Origin of the sequence: Candidatus Sulfurimonas baltica (assembly GCF_015265455.1) — a bacterium.
GTDB classification, from domain to species: Bacteria; Campylobacterota; Campylobacteria; order Campylobacterales; family Sulfurimonadaceae; genus Sulfurimonas; species Sulfurimonas baltica.
In genome coordinates, this window is sequence record NZ_CP054492.1 from 2,437,947 (window position 1) to 2,461,279 (window position 23,333).

15 protein-coding genes are annotated in these 23,333 nt (G+C 35.2%); 2 read left to right on the forward strand and 13 right to left on the reverse strand.

The window, feature by feature from the left end; all coding sequences use genetic code 11:
• Window positions 1–17 precede the first annotated feature (17 nt).
• From maf to alaS, 3 genes are read right to left on the reverse strand one after another with little or no spacing between them, the layout of a single operon-like run.
• Window positions 18–563: a septum formation inhibitor Maf gene (gene maf, locus HUE88_RS12265; RefSeq protein ID WP_194369431.1), complete on the reverse strand. Its 546-nt coding sequence runs from the start codon at window positions 561–563 to the stop codon at window positions 18–20.
• Window positions 563–1,045, reverse strand: coding sequence for a hypothetical protein (locus tag HUE88_RS12270; protein WP_194369433.1), 483 nt, complete (start codon window positions 1,043–1,045; stop codon window positions 563–565). Before HUE88_RS12270 ends, maf begins: the two co-directional genes overlap by 1 nt.
• The gene (gene alaS, locus HUE88_RS12275) at window positions 1,045–3,594 is read right to left on the reverse strand and encodes an alanine--tRNA ligase (protein WP_194369435.1); all 2,550 of its coding nucleotides are present in this window, start codon (window positions 3,592–3,594) and stop codon (window positions 1,045–1,047) included. Before alaS ends, HUE88_RS12270 begins: the two co-directional genes overlap by 1 nt.
• Before the next feature lie 154 nt (window positions 3,595–3,748).
• Here alaS and HUE88_RS12280 point away from each other — a divergent pair, with 154 nt between their 5' ends.
• Together HUE88_RS12280 and HUE88_RS12285 are read left to right on the forward strand one after the other, a co-directional pair.
• Window positions 3,749–4,471 (forward strand): tetratricopeptide repeat protein, encoded by a 723-nt coding sequence (locus HUE88_RS12280; RefSeq protein ID WP_194369437.1) that lies wholly within the window; start codon window positions 3,749–3,751, stop codon window positions 4,469–4,471.
• A gap of 9 nt (window positions 4,472–4,480) precedes the next feature.
• A complete protein-coding gene (locus HUE88_RS12285; protein WP_194369439.1) occupies window positions 4,481–5,320 on the forward strand; it encodes a GW dipeptide domain-containing protein in 840 nt (279 codons plus the stop codon).
• 44 nt (window positions 5,321–5,364) lie between these two features.
• Here HUE88_RS12285 and HUE88_RS12290 read toward each other — a convergent pair whose 3' ends face one another.
• From HUE88_RS12290 to HUE88_RS12335, 10 genes are all read right to left on the reverse strand, one after another.
• Window positions 5,365–5,946 carry a DUF4136 domain-containing protein gene (locus HUE88_RS12290; protein ID WP_194369441.1) on the reverse strand — a complete coding sequence of 194 codons (582 nt, stop codon included), beginning with the start codon at window positions 5,944–5,946 and terminating at the stop codon, window positions 5,365–5,367.
• A gap of 11 nt (window positions 5,947–5,957) precedes the next feature.
• The gene (locus HUE88_RS12295) at window positions 5,958–9,110 is read right to left on the reverse strand and encodes a cytochrome c biogenesis protein CcsA (RefSeq protein ID WP_194369443.1); all 3,153 of its coding nucleotides are present in this window, start codon (window positions 9,108–9,110) and stop codon (window positions 5,958–5,960) included.
• 103 nt (window positions 9,111–9,213) lie between these two features.
• The gene (locus HUE88_RS12300; protein ID WP_194369444.1) at window positions 9,214–14,481 is read right to left on the reverse strand and encodes an Ig-like domain-containing protein; all 5,268 of its coding nucleotides are present in this window, start codon (window positions 14,479–14,481) and stop codon (window positions 9,214–9,216) included.
• A complete protein-coding gene (locus HUE88_RS12305) occupies window positions 14,478–14,867 on the reverse strand; it encodes a hypothetical protein (RefSeq protein ID WP_194369445.1) in 390 nt (129 codons plus the stop codon). The genes HUE88_RS12300 and HUE88_RS12305 overlap by 4 nt, the downstream gene beginning before the upstream one ends.
• 89 nt (window positions 14,868–14,956) lie before the next feature.
• Window positions 14,957–16,291 carry a cytochrome c biogenesis ResB family protein gene (locus HUE88_RS12310; protein WP_194369446.1) on the reverse strand — a complete coding sequence of 445 codons (1,335 nt, stop codon included), beginning with the start codon at window positions 16,289–16,291 and terminating at the stop codon, window positions 14,957–14,959.
• The gene (locus HUE88_RS12315; RefSeq protein ID WP_194369447.1) at window positions 16,284–17,903 is read right to left on the reverse strand and encodes a cytochrome c biogenesis protein; all 1,620 of its coding nucleotides are present in this window, start codon (window positions 17,901–17,903) and stop codon (window positions 16,284–16,286) included. The genes HUE88_RS12310 and HUE88_RS12315 overlap by 8 nt, the downstream gene beginning before the upstream one ends.
• Window positions 17,904–18,368: a hypothetical protein gene (locus tag HUE88_RS12320; RefSeq protein WP_194369448.1), complete on the reverse strand. Its 465-nt coding sequence runs from the start codon at window positions 18,366–18,368 to the stop codon at window positions 17,904–17,906.
• A 12-nt stretch (window positions 18,369–18,380) separates the two neighbouring features.
• Window positions 18,381–20,555 (reverse strand): cytochrome c3 family protein, encoded by a 2,175-nt coding sequence (locus HUE88_RS12325; protein WP_194369449.1) that lies wholly within the window; start codon window positions 20,553–20,555, stop codon window positions 18,381–18,383.
• Window positions 20,556–20,566: 11 nt separating this feature from the next.
• The gene (locus HUE88_RS12330) at window positions 20,567–21,565 is read right to left on the reverse strand and encodes a 6-bladed beta-propeller (protein ID WP_194369450.1); all 999 of its coding nucleotides are present in this window, start codon (window positions 21,563–21,565) and stop codon (window positions 20,567–20,569) included.
• Between the two features lie 12 nt (window positions 21,566–21,577).
• Window positions 21,578–23,326, reverse strand: a complete 1,749-nt coding sequence (locus tag HUE88_RS12335; protein WP_194369451.1) for a hypothetical protein — start codon at window positions 23,324–23,326, stop codon at window positions 21,578–21,580.
• Window positions 23,327–23,333: the final 7 nt, after the last annotated feature.

Below are 23,333 nucleotides of genomic sequence, written 5' to 3' on the forward strand. Positions count from 1 at the left end.
CACTAAATTTGTTGAATTTAGATAAATTTATTTAATAACTCTGTATTCAAACCCATAGCAGTACTCTCATATCCTTTAACCTCTGTTATATAAGGTTTACAAAATCCTTCTACCATACATGCACCTGCTTTTCCTCTCCACTCTCCACTTTTTAGATAATTTTCTAAATCTTCAAGGTTAAACTCACTGAAAATATAATCGGTGGATGAGATATCAACTATTTTAATATTTGGGGACTGGTAAATCATACATGTAATAATGCTTGTAATATTTCCGCTTTGTGTCATCAGTATATTTCTGGCATCATCAACACATTTTGCCTTGCGCAGTATTTGCCCCTGAGAACTTACTACCGTGTCGGCTACTAAAAGTGGGTAATCATTAAATCCGAAATATTTGAGGTTAGCTTCATACTTTCCAATGGTGGCGAGGTAAACAAAGTTTTTAGGGGATGATGCGATAATACTCTCTTCATCAAAATCAACGCTTTGCTGAATAAACTCTATCCCAGCTTCTTTTAAAAGCTGCGCGCGAGTAGTTGATGATGAAGCAAGTCTTATCATTACAAAGAACTTGAGAAATAAGTTCCTATTAAAATCGCTATAAAGCCTAGTGCAATATTTAGAGGAACCATAAATCTTCCAATAAGACCAAGTTGGTTTTTAGCACCTACAAAGTCTCCGCTATTCAACAGTTTTTCAGCCTTGTTTCTTCTAAACATCATAATTATCAGGTTTATAAACATGATACTCCAAATAGTCTCTTTAACATGGACTAAAGGACTAAATGCTGATGAGGAGAGTCCATAGCCTTTGCTCATAAGAACTGCGGTAATTAACAATATGATTACAAACGGCAGAACAATACTAAAGAGTCTTTTAAGTGCATGAGCGATTCTCTCTAATCTTTTTTGAGGTGATTCTATCTCCAAAAAGGATTGATGAGCCGCGTAACGCATAGCTACCATGCCGCCAACCCAGACTACCGCACTTATTACATGTAAAAAAACTATAGCAACTTTATATTGTAAAAATATATTTTCCATTATAATAGAACCTCTTCAATAAATTTTAATGCCTCTGCTTTAGCCTCTTTTACTTTTGTTGCGTCTTTTCCACCGGCTTGAGCGAAATCAGGACGACCACCGCCACCGCCGCCTAATATTGGAGCGATTTTTTTAATCCAATCTCCTGCTTTAGCCTTTGCATCTTTAACACCTGCAGCGATAAGAACCTTATCCCCTTTTACTTGAAACAACATTGCGCAAAGTTTATCATGTTGATTTTTCAACTCGTCTATTTTTTCTTTAATGTCTCCGCTCAGTAACTCTTCAACTACAACAGTAACACCATTTATCTCCGTTGCTTTTATCTCAACTTTAGCACTCTTTTGTGCATCTTGCAATTCACTTTTGAGCTCAGCAATATTTGATTTAAGTCTTGCAATACCGGAAATAACATCTAAGTTTTTAACCTCTGCTTGAACCTCTTTTAAAAGAGTCCTCTGTTGTGAAAAGTATTGATAAGCTGCATTTCCGCAAACTGCCTCTATACGGCGAACTCCTGCTGAGACACCAGCCTCTTTTGTAATAATAAACGAGCCAATATTTGCAGAATTCTCTACATGTACCCCGCCGCAAAACTCAACACTTGCGTCGCCAAAACTAACAACGCGAACTTCATCGCCGTACTTTTCTCCAAACTGAGCTTTAGCACCAGATTTTTTAGCATCTTCAATGCCCATTACTTCTGTTTTTCCTGTTATGCCGCGAAGAACATCATTGTTAACTCTTCTCTCTATCTCTGCTATCTCTGCATTTGTTAACGCTTTTGGATGTGAGAAATCAAATCTTAGTTTGTCTGCGTCTACAAGTGAACCTGCTTGGGAAATATGCTCACCTAAGACATCATACAAAACTGCATGAAGAAGGTGTGTAGCGGAGTGATGTTTAATAATTTCCGCTCTGCTTATATCTACATGTGAATCTACAATATCACCAACTTTCAACTCTTTTTCTACAGAAATTTGAGACATATTTAGTCCAAAAAATTTCTTTGTATCAAGAACTTTTGCATAACTCACAAGCTCTCCAATATCGCCGGTTTGTCCACCACTCTCAGCATAAAAAGGTGTAAGATCTAAAAGAACCCAGCCTTTAGAACCTACACTTAACTTTTCTACATGTTTAAATTTATCATCTAAAAGTGCTAAAACTTCTCCTGAATGTTGTAAAAACTCATATCCGACAAAAGTGTTCTCATTAAACTTCTCTAAAAGTTCTTTGAAATCTCCATGAACTGCATCATCCCCGCTACCTTTCCAAGCAGCTTTTGCACGAGTTCTCTGCTCTAACATCAACTCTTCAAACTTAGCAGAATCAAGTTTTAAATTTTTCTCTTTAAGCATATCTTCTGTTAGGTCAAGCGGGAATCCAAAAGTGTCATAAAGTTTAAAAGCAACCTCTCCGCTAAAGACACCCTTTGTATTTTCAAGCTCAGCATTAAAAAGTTCGATTCCAGACTCAATTGTTTTGAAAAATCTAGCCTCTTCCAACTCTATCTGCTCTTTTACGGCAGGAGCTTTAGGAGATAAATAATCATACTCTGCTCCCATAATCTCTACCACATCATCAACCAGTTTATACATAAACGGCTCTCTAAAACCAAGCAGATAACCGTGTCTTACAGCACGACGAAGAATACGACGAAGAACATAGCCACGCCCTTCGTTTGAAAAGTTTATACCTTGAGCCAAAAGAAATAGTGCAGTTCTTATATGGTCTGCTATTACACGGTAAGAAGCACCGGTTGCATACTCATACTCTTTGCCTATTAGTTTTTCTACATGTAGAATAATTGGCATAAAAAGTGATGAGTCATAATTGCTTTGTTTCCCCTCTGCAATTGCGACAACACGCTCAAGACCCATACCTGTATCTATTGATGGTTTTGGAAGTGGTGTCATAGTCCCATCGGCACTTTTTTCATACTGCATAAAAACAAGATTCCAAATCTCTAAAAATCTATCTCCCTCACCGCCCATATAATCCTCTGGACCACTAAAGCTTTCTGCGCCTTGGTCAAAAAAGATTTCACTACAAGGTCCACATGGCCCTGTATCTCCCATCTGCCAGAAGTTATCAGCATCACCAAGTCTCATAATTCTATCTTTATGAACATGCTTCTGCCAAAGGAGTTCAGCTTCATCATCGCTCTCATGAACAGTAACCCAAAGCTTATCTACTGGAAATTTTAATACTTCGGTAATAAACTCCCAAGCATAATCAATAGCATCTTCTTTGAAGTAATTACCAAAACTAAAGTTACCGAGCATCTCAAAAAACGTGTGGTGACGGGCTGTGTGTCCAACATTTTCCAAATCGTTGTGTTTACCGCCTGCACGGATACATGTTTGACAAGAAGTAGCTCTAGGGTTTTGTGGAACCGGTATTTCACCTGTAAAAATAGATTTAAAGGGCACCATACCTGCATTGTTAAAAAGAAGTGTTGCGTCATCTGGTACAAGCGGAGAGCTTGCTACTCTATCGTGATTTTTTTCTTCAAAAAATTTTAAAAATTCTTCTCTAATATTCATAAATAATTCTCTCGTATAAAATTACGCGATTATACCTAAAAATTGTACTAAAGAAGATAAAAATACCTGCCTATTTAAGTAAAAAATTTGATAAGTGTAGCTATAATTATTGACTTTCAATAATGGTAAAATAAAACAAAAATCGGAGATAATCTTGAAGAAATTAATATTGGCTACTGCTTTACAATTATCTTTAGCAACAACCGTAGCATTGGCAGCACAACAAACGAATATGAACAACAGAGCGTTTATGTCGGTAAAAGTTAAAGCGGACAAAGGGGAGGCAAATAGTCAATTTGCTTTGGGTGGCATGTATTTTCAGGGTATTTCAATAGAAAAAGACCATGCTATGGCAGCATCTTTATATCGAAAAGCTGCAATACAAGGGCATGAAAAAGCTATGTTTAACCTTGCTATGATGTACAAAAAGGGAGATGGCGTAACACAAGATATAAATGAAGCAATTTCTTTATTTGGTCAAGGGGCTGAAAAAGGGGACCAAAAGTCTGCCATTCACCTTGCTGAGATATACTACAAAGGTGATGGTGTAAAAAAAGATTTGGATAAGGCTTTTGAATTATATAAACAAGTTGCAGATAAAAAATACCCTATAGCGCAATATCAAGTAGGTTTGATGTACAGAGCCGGTGAAGGTACAAAAGTTGATTTATCTAAAGCCATCCTTTATCTGAACAAAGCATCTATGCAAAATAGTGAAGCAGCACAATACGTGCTTGGCAAGATGTATTACGAAGGTGATGGGGTAAAACAAAACAAAAAAGAAGCTGAGGGCCTACTAAAGAAGGCATATTTAAATGGAAAACATGAAGCAAAGACAATTTTGGATAAAGAAAATTGGACTCCAGAAAAAAATTAAAGGAAATTTATGAAAAAAATATCTATTGCATTAAGCGTTGCTACACTTCTAATAGTTGGTTGTAGTGATAAGCCAAAAGAGCAAGAAAAAAGTGCACCGACAGAGACTACTAAAGCAGCTGTAGAGCCTCAATCAATTTATGGAGCATCACCTCAAAAACAAGAGACACCAAGCGATAATGAACTTAAACTTGATGCACCACATGTTGCCAAGGTATTAGAAACTGTAGATGGCGGTGGGTACACATACGCTAAAGTTGAAGAAGAGGGTAATATTTACTGGATAGCCGGTCCTCAAACAGAAGTAACAGTGGGAAGCAAAATCTCTTTTCTTGAGCAAATGGTTATGAATGATTTTGCTAGTAAAGCATTAAATAAAACATTTGATACTCTTGTATTTGTTAGTGCGATTGTGTCAACCGACAAATCAGCTAAAAGTGGTGCAGCAGTTGCTACAGCGGCTAAACATACAGATGGAACACATATCGACTGCAACCATGATGATGAACTTAAAAAAGCTCCATCAGAAATCAAGGTATCTAAAAATCCCAATGGATACAGTGTTGAGGATTTATACGCAAAAAAAGCGGAACTAGCCGCTAAAAGTGTAAAGGTAAATGCTCAAGTCGTTAAAGTTTCCAAAGGGATTATGGGCAAAGATTGGATTCACATCCAAGATGGTTCAGGCTCAAATGGAACCAATGACATTATTGCCACTTCGAAAAACTCAACTGTAAAAGTTGGAGATGTAGTTACTACTGAAGGAGTTATAAAAACAAATGTTGATCTCGGTTATGGTTATAAATTTTCTGTAATTATTGAAGATGCAAAATTTACTTCTATAAAATAAATATATTAATAGCATCTTTTCAAAGATGCTATTAGTACCTCTTACTATTTACTCGGAAAATCCTTAAATAACTTTACAATAACCTTGTTTATATAGTTACTCATCTCTTCTTGTGTGTATTCTGCAGATATTTCGTCTTTAGCTATCCCCTGCCAAACAATTTCCTGCTTCTTAACATCAAAAACCTCTATTATTAGCTTTCCTTCGTCATACTCATAAGTAGTAGTTGAGACTCTCATATCTCTCTCATATGGAAAATAGCTACGATTAACATCCCTCACCATTGGGTCATTCAAATACCCATAATAATATCTAGGACGGATACTCATACTCTCATAATTAGTCTCAACCTGACTCTTTGTTTGAACATCAAGATGCACCGTAAAATAAAAGTCTGCATTACTCTTATCTACTCTCGTATAACCTTTTTGAACAATATATTCCTCAAGAACTTTGCCTACAATACTTCTTGAAAAATCTCTGTTATCACTCTTCTTAGCATACACAACTGAGAAGTTTGTATTTGATTTAAAATCATATTTTGGGTCATAACCGACCTGAACCTGAAGCGTAGAACACCCACTTATAAATAGCGATACGACTATTGCAATTAACCAATTTTTCATATACTCTCCTTTTACTGTTTTATCGGTTTTATTTTCACTAACTTATTACGGTTAAATGATGCACTGACAATGAGTATAATTATAACAGATATGACATAATATATCCACTCAGGTACTGGAACAGGATCACCAGCAGCATATGAGTGTAATCCTGATAAGTAGTAGTTTACACCAAAGTATGTCATTATAACTGAGGAGTATGCAACTACTGAAGCAGCAGTAAACACAAAGTTAGATTTCAGTGCCGGCACAAAACGCATATGTATTACAAATACATATACTAAAATTGTAATCAATGCCCAAGTCTCTTTTGGATCCCATCCCCAATAGCGACCCCATGACTCATTAGCCCAAACACCGCCTAAAAAGTTTCCTACCGTAAGAAGTGAAAGTCCAACAATCATAGACATCTCGCTAATACGTGTTGCTTCAAATATATTTACACTTATTTGTTCACGCTTATCTTTACTTGAAAGCATAATATAAAAAATCAATACTACAAATCCAAGTAATGTGCTAAGCCCTAAAAATCCATAACTTGCTGTAATAATAGAAACATGAATTGTCAGCCAGTATGACTTAAGCACGGGAACCAGTGTAGTTATTTGAGGATTTAGCCAACTTAAATGCGCTACAAACAAAGTAATACCTGCAAATATACCGGTGGTTGCAACCGCCAACTCTGATGAGCGTGCAAATAATATTCCAGCAAGAATAATAGTCCAAGATATATAAAGCATTGCCTCATAACCATTACTCCATGGAGCATGACCTGCAATATACCATCTTAAACCCAAGTTCATTGTATGAATAACAAATGCAACTACAAAAACTCCAAGAACAATCCGTGTAACTACCTCTATATTTATATTTGGCTTTGCAAGGCGTACAAATATCAGCACCAACAAAATTAAACCCGCAAGGAGATAAATCGGATAAAGCTTATCAAAAATATTCATCTTGTTGTAAAGAAGTTCTGCTTCTATGAGCATTGAATCAGGTATAATTGAAGGAGAATACTTTTTCTGATACTCTTTAATATCATCAATTGCCTTATTTGCCTCCTCCCATGTACCTCTATTTATACCGTTAACCAACCCCATAGAGTTATTTCTAAGCAGAGTAAGCACCTCTTTTGAAGCCTCTGGTGGGAAACCTTGAAGAGCCTCCTCCGGATAGTACCATTTGTTAGTTTCATCGCCTTTTAGCGGAAATACTGTCATAAAGCGACCCGAGTAAATCATATACGCCACATTTACCCTCTCATCAACCTTAATAATCTCTTTATCAAACATATCCCTGATTGCTGAACGTTTTCGAAGAGCCTCTTCTGCAAGCTCACCTAATTTATATTGACCATTTCTGTCAAAGGCGTCGTTATATGCAAATCTTTTTTTTGATTCATCGACACCCAGCAACTTACTGACTTTTGGGTGTGCCACCTTAATCATATCTATCTGCTTCCAAACATCTGGGTTAGATGCCATTCCCAACAGTATCTGGTTATGTGAAAGTCCAAACATACTATCTTTGGAAGATATTTTATTAAGTAGCTCTATTGCAAAAGAGTCAATCGGTTTAATTCTGCCGTCACGACTTTGAACAAGCAAAGTTCCATAGTGCTCTGCATGCTCTGCATCAATATTTTTAACCTGTTCTATCAGCTCAGTTGATGCGGTAAGCGTCTGTGCGTTAAACAGTGAAAAAAACATTAATAAAGCAGCGGTAACGCCCGCTTTGTATTCATATTTGGTTCTTGCAAGTTTTCCGAAACGGCCGTTTGGATTAAAAAAATTAAGAAACAGCCCTATTGCTAAAAGTGTATAGCCAAAATAAGTTGGCCATTTTCCAGGGTCATGATTTACCGACAAAATTGTCCCTTTTTCATCTTTGTCGTAAGATGATTGAAAAAATAAATAACCGCCATAATCAAGAACATTGTTCATATAGATTCTGTGCTCCTGTCTTACAAGATTTTGCTTGTCTATCAAAGTCACATGACTCTCGTATGATGAGGGACTCATTGAACCTGGATATTTTATTAACATAAAATCTCTAAGTCTAAGCGAGAATGGCAACTCTATAATTTTTGAACCCCATTCTAACGCTATTTCAGTATCTGCAATTTTAATATTTTCAGTATACCCTTTAAATCGCTTTCCGCTTCCCATAAGAGCAACCTCTTTATGAATTCCATCATATTCCACATCTACAACTAGAGCAGAAAGTGAGTCAAATTTCATATTCATACTTGCTGTTGACTTGTATGTATCTTCATCTATAACAGTTACTTTACCTTTGGCTAAAACTGCTTTTGATACAAGCTGAATACCATTGATGTTATAAAGTTTTTTTGCTTCAAAAGGGTACTCTCTGCCAACATTATAAAGACCTTCTGAGCGGTCTGCCATCTTCATCCAATTTATTTGCACGTTTGAGACAAAAGATATATTCCCATTATTGTTTATAAGGCGCAAGATTGGTTTAGCCTCTCCTGTTGGCTCTTTATCAAAATATATAGCTAAAGGACCTAAATCTATAAAATCACCGCTTTTTAAGAAAAACTTTTCAGGACCCTGCGGTGTTGTGATAACGAAAGAGACTATCGGTACTCCATTTTCATCCTCAACTGCTGTTTTTACGGCTTTATCTATAAACTTTTTATATTTAACCGTGATATCTTTGCCATCAACATCCAAAGTTGTTTTAAACTCTCTGCCGCCAAGTGCGGAGATATAGACTATCTCCTCTTCATAATATTTTTTATCATTTTTAGTTGCACCTACCTGTAAAAATGCATCAGATGACAACATGCGATGTTCGGTCGCTCCCTCTCTTATATGCATAACACCTTCATACCCGTAGTAACGGGTAATTCCAGAGCCTAGTAAAACAAACAAAAAAGCAATATGAAATATAAAAGTGGGAATTTTTTTCTTTGTGTACATTTTATATTTGAAAATATTTCCAATTATACTAATGCCTAAAAGTACCTGCACTGCTTCAAACCAGCATGTGCTATAAACTAACGCCCATGAAGTGTTTATTCCGTGGTCATTTTCTATAAACGTTGCTATTCCACTTGCTGCTGCAAACAAAAAAATTAAAAGCAGCATTAGTTTCATTGAGATTAAAATAGAGTATATTTTTTTGATAAGTGTCATGTTTTTCCTTGTATTATCCTGCCTAAGTCTATAGTATAATTACTAACAAAGGCTAAACTATAAAGATGAAAAATATGGTGCGTGGGAGTAACGGAGAGTTCCGTTACTTATTTCTAACACATCTAGCGATGCCTTTCCCAGATATTTTATTTCTTGTACCTGGATTTCCAGAATAAAAATCAATATATTTTGCATAACCTGCTCGATCAGCAGATGTACTACTCCAATAAATATTCATCTCTACCGTCTGAAATATAGGGTCAATAAAAGCAGTTGTTCCTTCAACCCCTACACTTGTATCGACTATACTCGATAATTCACCAATAGTTGGAAGTCTCCAATCTGTATATGTAGCTAAACTTTTAGCGGCACAATAATCAACAGCAGTTTGCCAACCTACTGTTGCACTATTACCATCATCTTGCCACATTAGAGAATCTGAATTCATTGTAATAGTTCCTACTGCTTCTGATTGATCAACACCAGCTTCACTTCCTCCCGTACTTCTAACACATCTTACATAATCACTATTCCCTTTTCCATAATGATTAACTGCACCATTGTTAAATCTAACGTCCAATGCTCTGTTTGAATTACCATCATATGTCTCAGAACTCCAAAAATATCCACTAACTGTATTATTAAATACACCTATATTTTCACTTATATCATCAGCTAGTTTTTTCAACTCATTTACATCTGGAAGATACCAATCATCATATCCTCCAAGAGTGCTATCTTCACAATAAGTTTTTGCGGCACTCCATGTTCTTGTTGTAAGGACCTCTGCATCGTCTTGCCATATTTGTCCTTTTTCAGTTAATACAACTACTTTCTTTGCATCATCTCTAAAAGTATCAGCGCTTGCATCTGCTATAGTTGTAAAACTCATACTGTAATCTGATCCCTTAGCTCCATTTACAGCACCAGAAACAGCACCATCTACCACCAATGTATATGTTTCACCAGCATCCAAGTCGCTATCTGGCTCAAAAGTAGCTGTAAAACCATCATAGGACACACTTCCTACAACGCTAATATTTGAAGAATTTTTTAAAATAATACCTGAAACATTCATACCACCTGACATAACTTCACTAAATCTAATTGCTACTGATGTATCTTCAAGTATACCTATTCCACCTGCTTCTGGCACTGTATAACAGATTGTTAGTGGATTAGTTTGTGCACATGTTGCTAAAGCAGTTGTAAATGTTGTAACTGATTGAGAGCCTAAGTTGTTTCCTACTAAATCTGTTACAGCAGTTGACACTGTAACAGAATAAGTTTCAGCTATTTCATAAGTAGAATCTGGTGAAAATGTTGCAACATTTCCACTTAGTGAAACTGTACCAGAGACAACAGCATTTGCTGAATCTTTTACGACAATATTTGATGTATTTATTGTACCTGCTGCCATATCCTCACTAAATGTCACTACGACATTGGCATTAAGAGAAACATCTATGGCTGTGTCACTTGGAGATATAGAACTTATAGTAGGAGGTACTGTCTCTGCATCTTCGGTTGTAAAACTAAATACATGATTTGAGTTCAATGCATTACCTGATACATCTTGTACTCCTGTGCTTACTGTAACTGTATAAGATGTACTATAAGCCAAGTTTGAACTTGGGTTGAAAGTCAATGTTGTGCCATTGTCAGTTACAGTTCCTGTAACACCACCACTTACAGTAACATTTGATGTATTTAGCGTTGATGAATTCATAGGTTCACTAAAAGTAACTGTAATATTAGAGCCTATTGCTACACCTGAACTTCCATTTGATGGTGTTTTTGAGCTTACTGTTGGTTTTGTTATATCAGGTGCTTCTGTAGTAAAAGAAAACACATGATTAGATGCCAAGTTATTTCCTGCTACATCAGTTACACCAGTACCTACTGTAACAGTATATGTAGTGTTTGTAACTAAGTTGGATGTAGGGTTAAAAGTAACTGTTGTGCCATTATCACTAAAAGCTCCTGCGGCTGCAGGACTTATAGTTATATTTGTACCATTAAGGGTAGCTGAGTCCATTGCTTCATTAAATGTTACTGTTACATTTGAACCAATAGAAATATCTGCTGCTGAATCAGCAGGTGAGTTACTACTTACTGTTGGTGCTTCTGCATCTGCTGAAGCAGTTGTAAAACTAATAGTCTGCTCAGATGCCATAGCATTTCCTAATGTATCTGTTACCGATGTAGATACAACTAAGTCATAACTTGTTTCAGGATCTAAATCTGCAGTTGGGTTAAATGTAGCTGTGGTTCCGTTGTCGGTAACTGTACCTGATACTGCAGAACCTCCTCCAGTACTTGTATTTAATGACTGATTTGTTGCTTTTGAATTGTCATAGTTATTATATAGTCTTGCAGCGGATATCCCTCCATTATATGGAACAACATCTGGATAACTACCAGCTAAACTACCATTATCGTTCCCAATATATCCATCATTTGTACCTGACCATGTAGTCCAATCCCCACCTGAAGTATTAGATCCTATTAGAACAGCCTCACCTGTACTATTTTCTTGGAACCAGACTGTTGCAGTATCTGTAGAAGTACTAAAAGCCACAAATACTGTACCACTTTTATTTGCAAATGTAGATGCTGGTTCTGTAACTATTGCAAATGTATTTGCTGTTGCACCCGTACCAGCTCTAGCTATAAAATTTCCTCCACTAAAACCGATAAATGAACCAGAACCTGTTCCACCGTGTTCCATTAGTGCTCCTAAAGGAGAAGCTGGAAAAGTTGCATCAATTGCCCAAAAAACATCAGGTGCTCTATTGCTAAAACCATCATTTACATCATTTACAGCAACAGAGGTAGGACTTGCTGGGTTATATGCAGCATAAGTTTTTAAAAGTGTTACCACTCCATCTTCAGGATCACTCCACACTGTTCCACCAACTGAACTAAGTGTAATATTATTGGTTAAAGTTGAACTGTCCATTGTTTCTGAGAATGTTACATTTGGACTTACACTAACGGCTACCGATGTTGCGTTATGAAGAGGCGAGCTAGTACTTATAGTAGGAGCTGTTTTATCAAATGTTACAGAAGTTCCAGTAGTTATTGTGCTCACTGGAGTTGCATCGTTTAATGCTACATCAAACGCTGTAATAGAAAAAGCTATTGCACCTTCAGTTTGGCCTGAAGTCATAGTGTATGTTGCTGTATATGTAGTACCAGCTGTATTAATAATTGCTGCACTTTGTCCAGCTATAGTCGCTGTTGTTGAAGTAACATTTAAAGGTTCGTTCGCTGTAAAGGTAACAATTACATTATCACCTGGAATTGCTTTTGTAGAATCTGCACCATTGTTTGAGGAAATAGACACAGAAGTTAAGTTTGGAGGAGTTGTATCAGAAGGGGCGGCAGTTGTAAATGTAACTGATCTTGATGCAATACTATCCCCACCTCCATTATTCATACCTGTCCAATTTACTGTATAATCTGTACCTGCATCTAGTGGAGATGATGGTATACAAGTACCATCCCTTCCTGATGAAGTACAACTAAGTGTTCGTCCACCTGCAGGTGATAGAGTAACACTTGACATAGAATTTTGATTTATAGACTCACCTGATTGAATTCTAATAGTTAGCTGCACATCAACACTTATGTCTATATTTCCATCTGCTGGATATGTATTTGAAACACTAAGTGTTTTTCTATACTCAACATCAACAGATACTCTATCAGGGTCAGCATTTGTAACTTCAGCATCTTCCACTACAATTTCTGCCGCAGTAGGTACACTATCTATATTTTGAAGCGCATTATATGCATTTATTTTACCATAAGCGTATTGACTGTTCCATCCATTTTCATTGTAAGCAACACCACCGATTTTATCGGCACTGTTTATAAGTATATATCTAATTTGAGCAGGGCTCAGATCTGGTTGTTCACTAAGTAGTAATGCTACAACACCTGATACAATTGGTGCAGATGCAGATGTTCCTTTTAAAAATGTATAATTTTTGTTAACTATCCCTAAATCACTACCATTTCTACCAGTATATCCCATCTCATCTGTTGTTACGATACCTACATTATCTCCAGAAGGAGCCAAGATATCTATGCTTTTTCCATAGTTAGAGTTTTGAGTTTTATTGTTTGTTTCACTACTTGCACCAACACCTATAACCCATGGAAGTTCAGACTCATCACTAATCCCTTGAGTATCCAAATCTTTACCTGAGTTACCAGAAGCAAATACAACAGTTATGCCATCATCATAAAGCTCTTTTATCTTCGCACTTACAGATTCAGAAACACTCTCTGTACCCCAACTACAACTAACTACATGTGCGCCATGTGTTCTAGCATATTCAAAAGCATCTATAAGGGTTAAATCACTATTATTTTCACCTTCGCCTATCGATATAAGAAGAAGTTTTGCGTCAGGTGCAACACCGACAACACCTTTGTCGTTTGCAGATGCACCTACAATCCCAGAAACTGCTGTTCCATGAGCAGAAGTTAATGTACTGTCAAAAACTATACTTGAGCCTGTCTTTGCGTTATAAGTAGCTACTATATTGTCTTTTAGATCTTCATGTGTTGCGTTAAAACTATCATCAATCACTGCAACTAAAACACCTTGACCTCTTGTGATTTCCCAAGCAGATTTAATATTTGCAGAAGCACTGCTATCTATACCATTTGAAGTAGTAAAATCGTTATTTTTATCTTCAATATGCCATGCATATTTGTAATACTCATCTGCAATCACTTGACCTACTGTAGATATACCAGCAGTAACAAAGGCTTGAATTTCATCAAAAGTAAATAATGAAGTTTCCTCTTCTACTATTTGCGTTGCATTACTATCAACATCCGCTGGTACAATTCCGCCAGCTATGATAATAGCTTCATTCATTGCAGTTCTTGCCTCAGTTTCACTAACTAAAACAATGCTAAGGGCATCTTGTATTGTTGTGCTAAAATCAACATGTGAAAAATCTGTATCTACAGGAATATTTGCTTCTAAAGCAGTATCTATCACTATACTACCTGCTACACTACCTGTATCTACAGACTGAAGAAGTCTTGCAAGATTAATTGCAGCAACATTATCACTAGGAAATAAAGTATAAGGTGTAATCGCTGTTGTTTGTGCAGATGATGTACCGATTTCAACTGAACCAATAAAAAAAGTTACACTATCTCCAATGATACATGTATATTCACCATTAGAGTTTGTTTCACCTGTTGCTCCAGATGAACATGTATAACTCAAACCTTGAACTGGAGCATCAATAAACTGACCTGTAACAGTGCCTGAACCATCACCTTCACCACAGCCAGTTAACGAAAAAAGTATTAAAAAAGATATTATTATTGAGCGTATCATCTTGCTCTCCTTTGCTTAATAAAGTTTGGTTGAGCAAAAACTGTGTCGCAATCTTCATGAAGCAGAGCTGCTGTTTCAAAAATATTTTCACCACCAATTACTCTTAGCAGATACAAATCACCACTCAACTTTCTCAAAATCTCAACATTATATTTGGACAAGAGAGAGTGCATGTCAGAATGAGGGGCTAACTGCAAAATGATTTTGTCATCTATACCTACAACACTAGAATCGATTGTTTTTTTATAATAAACTACACTGCCTTGTGACTTGGCACTAACAGCTACTTCCTCAACAAAAACTTTTTTTCCAGCATCATAATAATATAACGATGAAGCACCTAACGACGAAAGAACAAAAATTAAAATAATTAAAACTTTACTCATAATAGAACCCCCATGTTTTAACAATATGCAACAATGATACCATATATTTCATAAATAATCAATATTAGTTGCTATGGTTAATTAAAAAATTATTTTATTACTTTTCTAAAGAGGTTTAACAGTAAGCCAAGAGTAAGTAAAACGTAACCCAAATAAATCCAAAAAATTCCAGGATTATAATTAACCATAAAAATAGTGCTGTCATTATTCTCAAATTTTGTCTGAAAAAATCTATATCCTTTATATGTAAACGGTTCGTTTACGCTAAGCTTTGCCTTTATATTTTTACTGCCGTCTATTATCTCAATATCACTAAAGTAGTTCTCTACATTTCTAGAACCAGGGTAACGCTTAACCTCAAAGTCATGCAAATAAACTTCAAAAGGGAGTGTAGTTATTTTTTTGCCCCAGCGAATATCTACTTTTGTATTTTCATCAAGCCATATCTCTTTTTTATATCCACTAAAATATTTATCTTTTTGTATCAAGACAATTTCTATTTTCATGTCATCATACTCTACATTTGCAAGCATTACTGTGTTTGTATTTTTAGATTTTTCCTCTTGAGGTACGGCTACTATACTGCCTATTGTAGTTGCTTCGCTTGCCAATATACCAATTTCGTCAGTCATATAGTATAAAATCCCTTGTGAGAAATCATGTATGCTACTTGTGTTGTACTCCTCGCCAAAGTTTGACTTAATAAGTAAATTTGATTTGAAATGTTGTGATTTACCCTCATTTGCTTCTATTTTAAAGTAAGGCTTTGTTTTGTCTTTTGGTTCCATATTAAAAAGCAATTCAAAATCATCAAACTGTATGGCTCCCAAATCTTCAAGATAATACTTTTCTCTTTTAATGTTATCTCTTATGATTTCAAATGCCATTGCACCTCTTTTTATCCCTTGATTCCATTTTTGCCTGAGAACTTCAACCTTAGCATTATCTAAATAGTATCCGCTTTTTATCTTAAACTCTCTGCCGTCTAAATCAAAAACACCATCAAATGCACCATCTTTACCATCTTGAAAATACTCTTTTGTTTCTCCATCTTTAGTTACATGTAGACTCATAAAGTAATCACCAGAGAGCATTACATTTCTGCTCATACCTTTTGTAAGATACAAGTCCTCTTTATAGCCGTAGTTTTTAGATAAAAAAGCGCCTACTAAAATAATCAAAAAAGAGATGTGAAATAAAAACAATCCAAGTTTTTTAAACTGGTACATCTTTGCTCTAAAAATAGCTACTAATAAAAACAGAGCTAAAATACCCTGTAAAGTCCAAAACCATAAAGTATCATAAACATACTCTCTTGCCACGCCATGCGAAGATGTATTTTCAATAAAAGTTCCAGTAGCAATAGACAAAGCATAAATAGCCACAAAAACAAGTGCAACCTTCATGGAAAACAACCTATACATTTTTTCTATCCTTATATGAAACAACTATTAAGATAAGCACACTTAAAGCACCTACATAAGCATACCAAGGGACACTAGAGCCACTATCACTTGCAAATACATGTATAGCATCAAAAAAGTAGTTTACACCAAAGTATGTCATCAAAATAGTAAAAAAACCTAAAACCGACATAACAGAAAACATATACACAACACTCTCTTTCACAACAGATCTAAAATGAAGTATTAACATATAAACTAACACCGAGATTAACGACCAAGCCTCTTTAGGATCCCAAGCCCAAACTCTTCCCCACAACTCATTTGCCCATACGCTTCCAAGTAGTGTACCAATAGCCAAAAGAGAGAGACCAAAAATCATAGATGCTTCATTTGTTTTATATGATTCTTTGATTTTCTTAACTACATGTAGATTATTTTTAGAGAATTTAAAAAGCACAAGAGTTATAAACCCAAGCAAAAAACTTAGAGTTAAAAACGCATATGAGGCACTAATGATTGCTACATGTATAACAAGCCAAATAGATTGAAAACTAGAAGTAACTGTTGTAATTCTTGGGTCAATCCAGCTAAGATGTGCAGCAAAAAGCATAACACCAGCCATAAAAGTAGTTACTCCAAGGGCAAAGGTGGATTTTTTGTTAAAGATAAGTCCTACAAGTAAAATTGCCCAAGCTATTAAAACCATAGATTCGTAAGAGTTTGTCCATGGGGCATGAGTGCTTATATACCATCTAAGTCCAAGATTGAAACTGTATAAAGCAAATAGTCCATATAGTAGAAAATCAGCACTTTTTTCAATCAACATGTAGTTCTTTTCTCTAAGTACTTTTATGAAGCTAAGCACTAATAATAAAAGTCCAACTATAATATAAAATGGGTAAACTCTCTCAAATATCAATATCTTGTTATAAAAAAGTTCAGCGTCCACTTTTTCTTTAGTTAGTAAAACATTTGAACCATGAAGTTTTTGAAATTCAGCTATTTTTTTCACCATATCTTTTGCTAAATCTACATCACCAGATATTAATGCTTTTTTATTTAAAACCAAGATTTTTTTAACATCAAACTTTTGTGAACCTGTAAATTTTTCTTCATAAGTTTTTGGAGATAACCAACTTTTAGCTTCATCACCTGCTAAGGGAAAAACCTTTAAGTACCCTTGTGAGTAAACAAACTCTGCTACTTTGAGCTTTTCATCTAGTTTTAACAGCTCTTTTTCATAAGCAGTTCTACCGCTTGCCTCTTTTTTATTTACTTGTGCAACTTCAAGCATTAAAGTATAATTACCGTCTTTATAAAAGTCGTTAAAACTCTGCACTTTTGAATTGTACTCAAGCATAGGAACTTTTTTCCAAAACTCTGGTGCAAAAGTCATTCCAAGAACTACTTGATTATGATTAAGCCCAAACAACTCTTTTTTTCTTGTCAGTTTATTTAAAACATCCATATTTAGAGTGTCAAGAGGTTTCATGCGACCATCACCACTTTGAACATTCAAACGAGAAAAAGCCTCTGTGTAACTCTTGTCTAACTTGTATTTAATAACATCATCTTTTATAGAAGAAAAAAGTAGGGTTGTAAAAATTAAAAAAATTAAAAAAAATCGCATCTAGTTGTCCTCTATAGGTGTGTTAACCTCTTTTAATATTTTTATATGATTTATCTTCCAAGTGCCATCTTCTAACTGTATAAAAAAGTATCTCAAATCATAGTCAGTTTTGACAGGCCCTGATGAAACTTTTTTTCTATATATATCTATATATCTATATTTCCATTTCTCGTGTGTGTCGAGTGTAGCAGTTATGCCGTCTTGATTGAACTCACCAAATTTTATACCCAAAAGAAGTGCATCCATAAAAAGATAGTTGTCTTGGTAAGACTCCAACCAAATCAAAGTCTTATAATATATTGCTTGTGTAAGATACTCTTGGAGATGGTCAAATTTCTTTTTTTTAGCAGCTAAGAGAACTCCATGGTTGTAGCCAACAACGAGCTCTCTAAAAGGCTTATTGTCTACTTCACTGGCTAAAAGAGTAAATGATAAAAATATATAAAATATAAAATATTTAATCATAGCTCTTAAATCTTACCAGTTTAATGGTGCTGAATCACCACCACTTGAAAGCCCATCATGTTTACCAGAACAACCACCTACTGTTCTAACATCACCAAATCCAGCTGTACCAGATGCAGGTTTTCTAAACCGTACAGGCCCCGCAGTATTTCCACCATAGTTATAAGGAGCTGGAAAAGTAGCATATACAAACAATCTAGATACTGGTGAACCATGAGGTATAGCTACATGACATCTAACACAAGGAGAGTTTGACATCTCAGATTTATCTTGGTCGGTATGCCCGACACCAGCGGCACCTGTTTCATGACAGTTTTTACATAATATGTCCAAGTCGCCAGTGCCTGTTGTTGCTGGTTGTCTATATAGAGTTCCATCACTATTTGCAGGCCAGAATTTACCTACACCTTTTAGCATAAATTTATAACTAGAACCATGAGGTCCTTTTGGATCAGTTTCTGGTTCATTATCTGCTCCATGGCAATCGCTACAATACATAGTCTGATCTCCAACATTTGTTTTCCATGGATCTTTCATTTGACTAGCTGTATAAGCTTTTGGTGCATAACTTCCTGTTCTGTCATTTAATGCTACATTAACAGGATGTCCAGAGCGGTTGTTTGGATTAAACTCCCAAGCCACATCTGTAAACTGCACAGATCCGTCACTTCGTGTTAAATATGCTGAGTGGGCTGGACTATCGACTAGCGTATCTCCATTATCATTATCCGCTCCCATTCCCCAGTATGAATGACACTTGAAACATATTTCATATTCGTATGTTGCAGTTTCTAGTGTAGTAAATTCTACCGGCTGAAGCCACCTACCTGGCCAACTGCTTGGTTTTACTCCGCTTGCACCTTTTAATGGACTGGTTGTATACGAAGCAGATACAATCTTATTTGTGTCAGCACCTGGTGTGTCAGGATACCATTTACCAGCCGTTTGCGTAGCTGGTTTACGAGAAATCTTTTGAACTTGATGTTGGTTATGACAATCCATACACTCTACATGCTCAGAAGTAGCCCAGTCTATACCACTTGTAGGTCCTCTATCATTTGTTGTTCCCTCACCATAAACATAGTCTAAATTTGTATGGTTAGTATTTCCAGCGATATTAAGAAGGGTAGGCCCATGACCATAGGTCCTAGTCATAACAGTCTCTATATCTTTCCCCCCTGTCTCATGGTTTGTTCCATGGCATGGAGCCGTACTAACAGTATCTGAAGCACCTTGAAAACATGTTTGTTCCTGCACTTGTCTTGTTAAATATTCACTTCCTGAATTATGAGGAGTATGACAATTTGCACATTTCATATCTGAGACTTTTGTAGCAGCTCCAGCTGAAAACTTATCATTTACTGCCGTGTTACTATATGTTGCATTCATGACATCATGTGTACTTCCCTCAAAATTATCTTTTATATGGCATGACTGACATGTAGCTGCAATATTTTGAGCATGTGTTCCAACATCTACTCTTAAAAATTTTTCATTTTCTTTATGTGGATCATGACATGATATACATTCAACAAATTTTTTACCGTCATGTGCTGGGTATGTACGAAGCACTATTGATGAATTTGCTTCTGGGTCTGTTACTAGTTCATTTCCCCTTGAGCTACTACTATTATGGTCTACACCTGGCACTGGCATAGTCATTGGCTCCCCGTACGATATTGCTACTGGGTGATGATTACTCAAATCTGTACCTATAAAAGCACTACTTGTACTTTGCATAGTTCCATCACCAGCTACACCACTCATAGCTATGTCACTACCATCACCCTTACCGCTGCCTGGAGCATTTGAAATAGCTCCAATTGCTACGGTTCCATCATGACAACTAAGACATTGTCTAGAGATTGTTCCTGGTTCTCCTGCTGCACTTCCCAACTCTGTTGGTGTAGGATATCCAGTTCTCTTTAAATAATCACTATCATACATTGTGTAAGCACTAACTGGCATACTTCTGTTCCATAGTGGAGCTGCAACAGTATCTGCCTCGTGAGGAGTGTGACAAAAAACACAAATTTGCGTTTCGACTGTAGCCTTAACAATAGTATTGTTGCCATCTACTACATTGTTAGTAACAGATAGATTATGCTTCGTATTAACAATTCCGGCGAATAGAGTAATAGAGGTGAAAAATGTTACTCCAAATATAAATAATTTAATAAGTTTCATCTTTAACCTCTCTATTTGGATACATTCAAACGTTTAAACATTTGAACTCTTTTATTTTTTGTATCGCTAATGTATATTTTATCATTTTTTGAGATAGATATACCAATAGGCATATTAAACTCACCGCTTCTACTTCCATAACTACCAAAAACCATTAACAACTCACCTTTTTGATTAAAGACCTGTATTGCGTTGTATAGGGTATCACTTACATAAATATTTCCACTGCTGTCAACAGAAATACCTCTAGGACTAGTAAAACTCCCTATTTGTCTGCCTATATGACCAAAAGAATTAATATATTTTCCATCTTTATCTAAAATTTGCACACGGTGATTCATCGAATCTGTAATATAAATTTTGCCATCTTTATCTACATCAATATAAGTAGGCCTGTTAAATTCTGCCTCTCTATTTCCAAAACGTCCAATAGAAAACAAAAACTTACCATCAAGGCTGGTTACATGCACTTGACTAGAAACTGCATCTACAATATACAAACGTTTATTATCAGGGCTTACGGCAAGTCCAACAGGTCTTTTAATTCTAATATTTTCTATTATATAGTCAAAATCCCCATCTTTTTCAAAAACATATATTTTCGCACGAATCGAATCTGACACATATATCTTTCCCTCTTTATCTGAAATCACATCTACCGGATAAGCGAAAGCTTGATTGCTAGAACCTTCTAATGTGAGAACTTCATTTTCTTCTGTGTCAAAAATATAAACTTGTTTTTTATCAACATCTGATATGTAAAGTCTATTTCCAGATACATGTATTCCAAAAGGAAAAGATATTGTTATGTCTTCCTCTCCCAAAACAAAATCACTAAGTTTTGCAAAAAAACCTTTTTTTATGCCTATGTCTGTTGCTGTTTTAAATGAAGAAAGATACTCTAAACGAGCTTTATCAGGCTCTTGTGGCCAATAAAGTCTTTCCGTATCTTTTGCATTTAGATTCACACTTGCTATTAACAATAATAGTATATATAAAGTTGTTTTCATTATTATAATCCTTTAAAATCTTCTAGTAAACTTTGCTTGAAAAGTCTCTTTGGTACTGTTTACGGCTTCCCTATAACTATGCACTAATGATATACTTGAAAGCCCTATGTTATACCCTAAACTTGAATTTAATCCATATGTTAAACTACTAGCTTTAAAGTCTTGATTTAGATTTGCATTTGTTGAAAAATTCAATCTCGTAAAAAAGCGATATTTAAATCCTAAACTTGCACTAGATATTATCTGTTCTATAATTATTTTATCATTTATTGTTTTTGTATACCTAGCTATAAAACTACTATCTAGTCTTCCTTTTAAGCCTACTCTTCTTGAATAGTTCAATCTCAAATCGTCGCTATAATTTAAGATTGTTTGAGTTTTTGATGATGCGTAGCTAATTTTCATATTATTATAAAAAAGCCATAAGCGAGACGATAAAGAAGAATTTAAAATATATGTATCAGTACCTTGAGAATCTGAACCTCTTGATCCTGCATATCCTCCACCAACGTTTAATGATGAATTTATAGAAGGCAGTTTTTCAGATAAAGATATATTTGCATTGGCGTTAAAATTTGTATTTGTTTCTGTTTCTGTTTCTATTTTATTTATTTCTTTTAGAGATCTGGATCTATTATTTTGATTCATAATAACTGCTGCTGAACCTCCATAAGTAAGACTTCTTTGTGGTGACAACTTTTTAGTATGCTTGTATGTTGAATTTAGTTTTATATTGCTTGTTTCAGAGCTAAAGTCATCACTATCTAAATAAAAATAACTTATATTTTGAGATATTGAAAAGTCATTATTTGGTCTATATACAAAATTTTGATTAATATTAAGAGTGTCTGTAATATACATTGTTTCTGTGCTAGAGCTATTGCTATCCATTCTAGAATAAAAATCTACACGATTAAAATTCATTAAAATAGTTCCCTGATATTTTGCTTGTGGATTCCAAGTTAAGTTAATATTTCCACCCATTGTAGTTGTATCTGTAATGCCATCATTTTCAAAAACATAATTGTTATACATAAAATCAGAGTCCAAAACAATATCTTTGTCGATTTTAAACTTATGAGTAAATTTAACTGAATTGTCTTCATCGTTTCTTTGCATAACATCGCCAGTAGTAGTGTTTTTTTTATTTTTATACTTTAATCTAAAAATATGTCTTCCCGTAAGATAAGAAACTCCTGTATTATAGCTATTTGATGTTTCAGTGGAAAAATTTGCATTAGAAGCAAGATTGCTAGAACTAACTACATTCTTATCAGCCCCATAAGTAAAACCTAGCTTATTCAACCGTACTGAACCTGAAATTCCATAATTTTTTGATTCTGCCAAAATATAAGTTACTATATCGTCATTAATGATAGTGCTTGGACTATTTCTTGCATTATAAAACATAGTCATAGGAAATTTCGTACTTTTAAAAACATTGGTAGTAATTCCATAGTCTAAAGCTTCACTTTTTGCTTTGTTACTATTCCCATTAATATCTTGTGTCATATCTGAGTAACGAAGACTACCAAAAAGTTTATAATCCAAAAGTTTTGGATTATAAATATTTCCATCATAATTTAAATTATATTCTTGTATTAAATTTTGCCTATTCAACAAAGTATCGAAAGTATCTAGACTTTCTTCCTCATAGTTAAGCCCGATGCTTCCTCTCATGCCTCTATCTGGATAGCTTTTAGCATTAAGGGGTGTTATAACCATTATGCACAAAAGAATACAGATAAGACGTTTCTTCATCTAAATA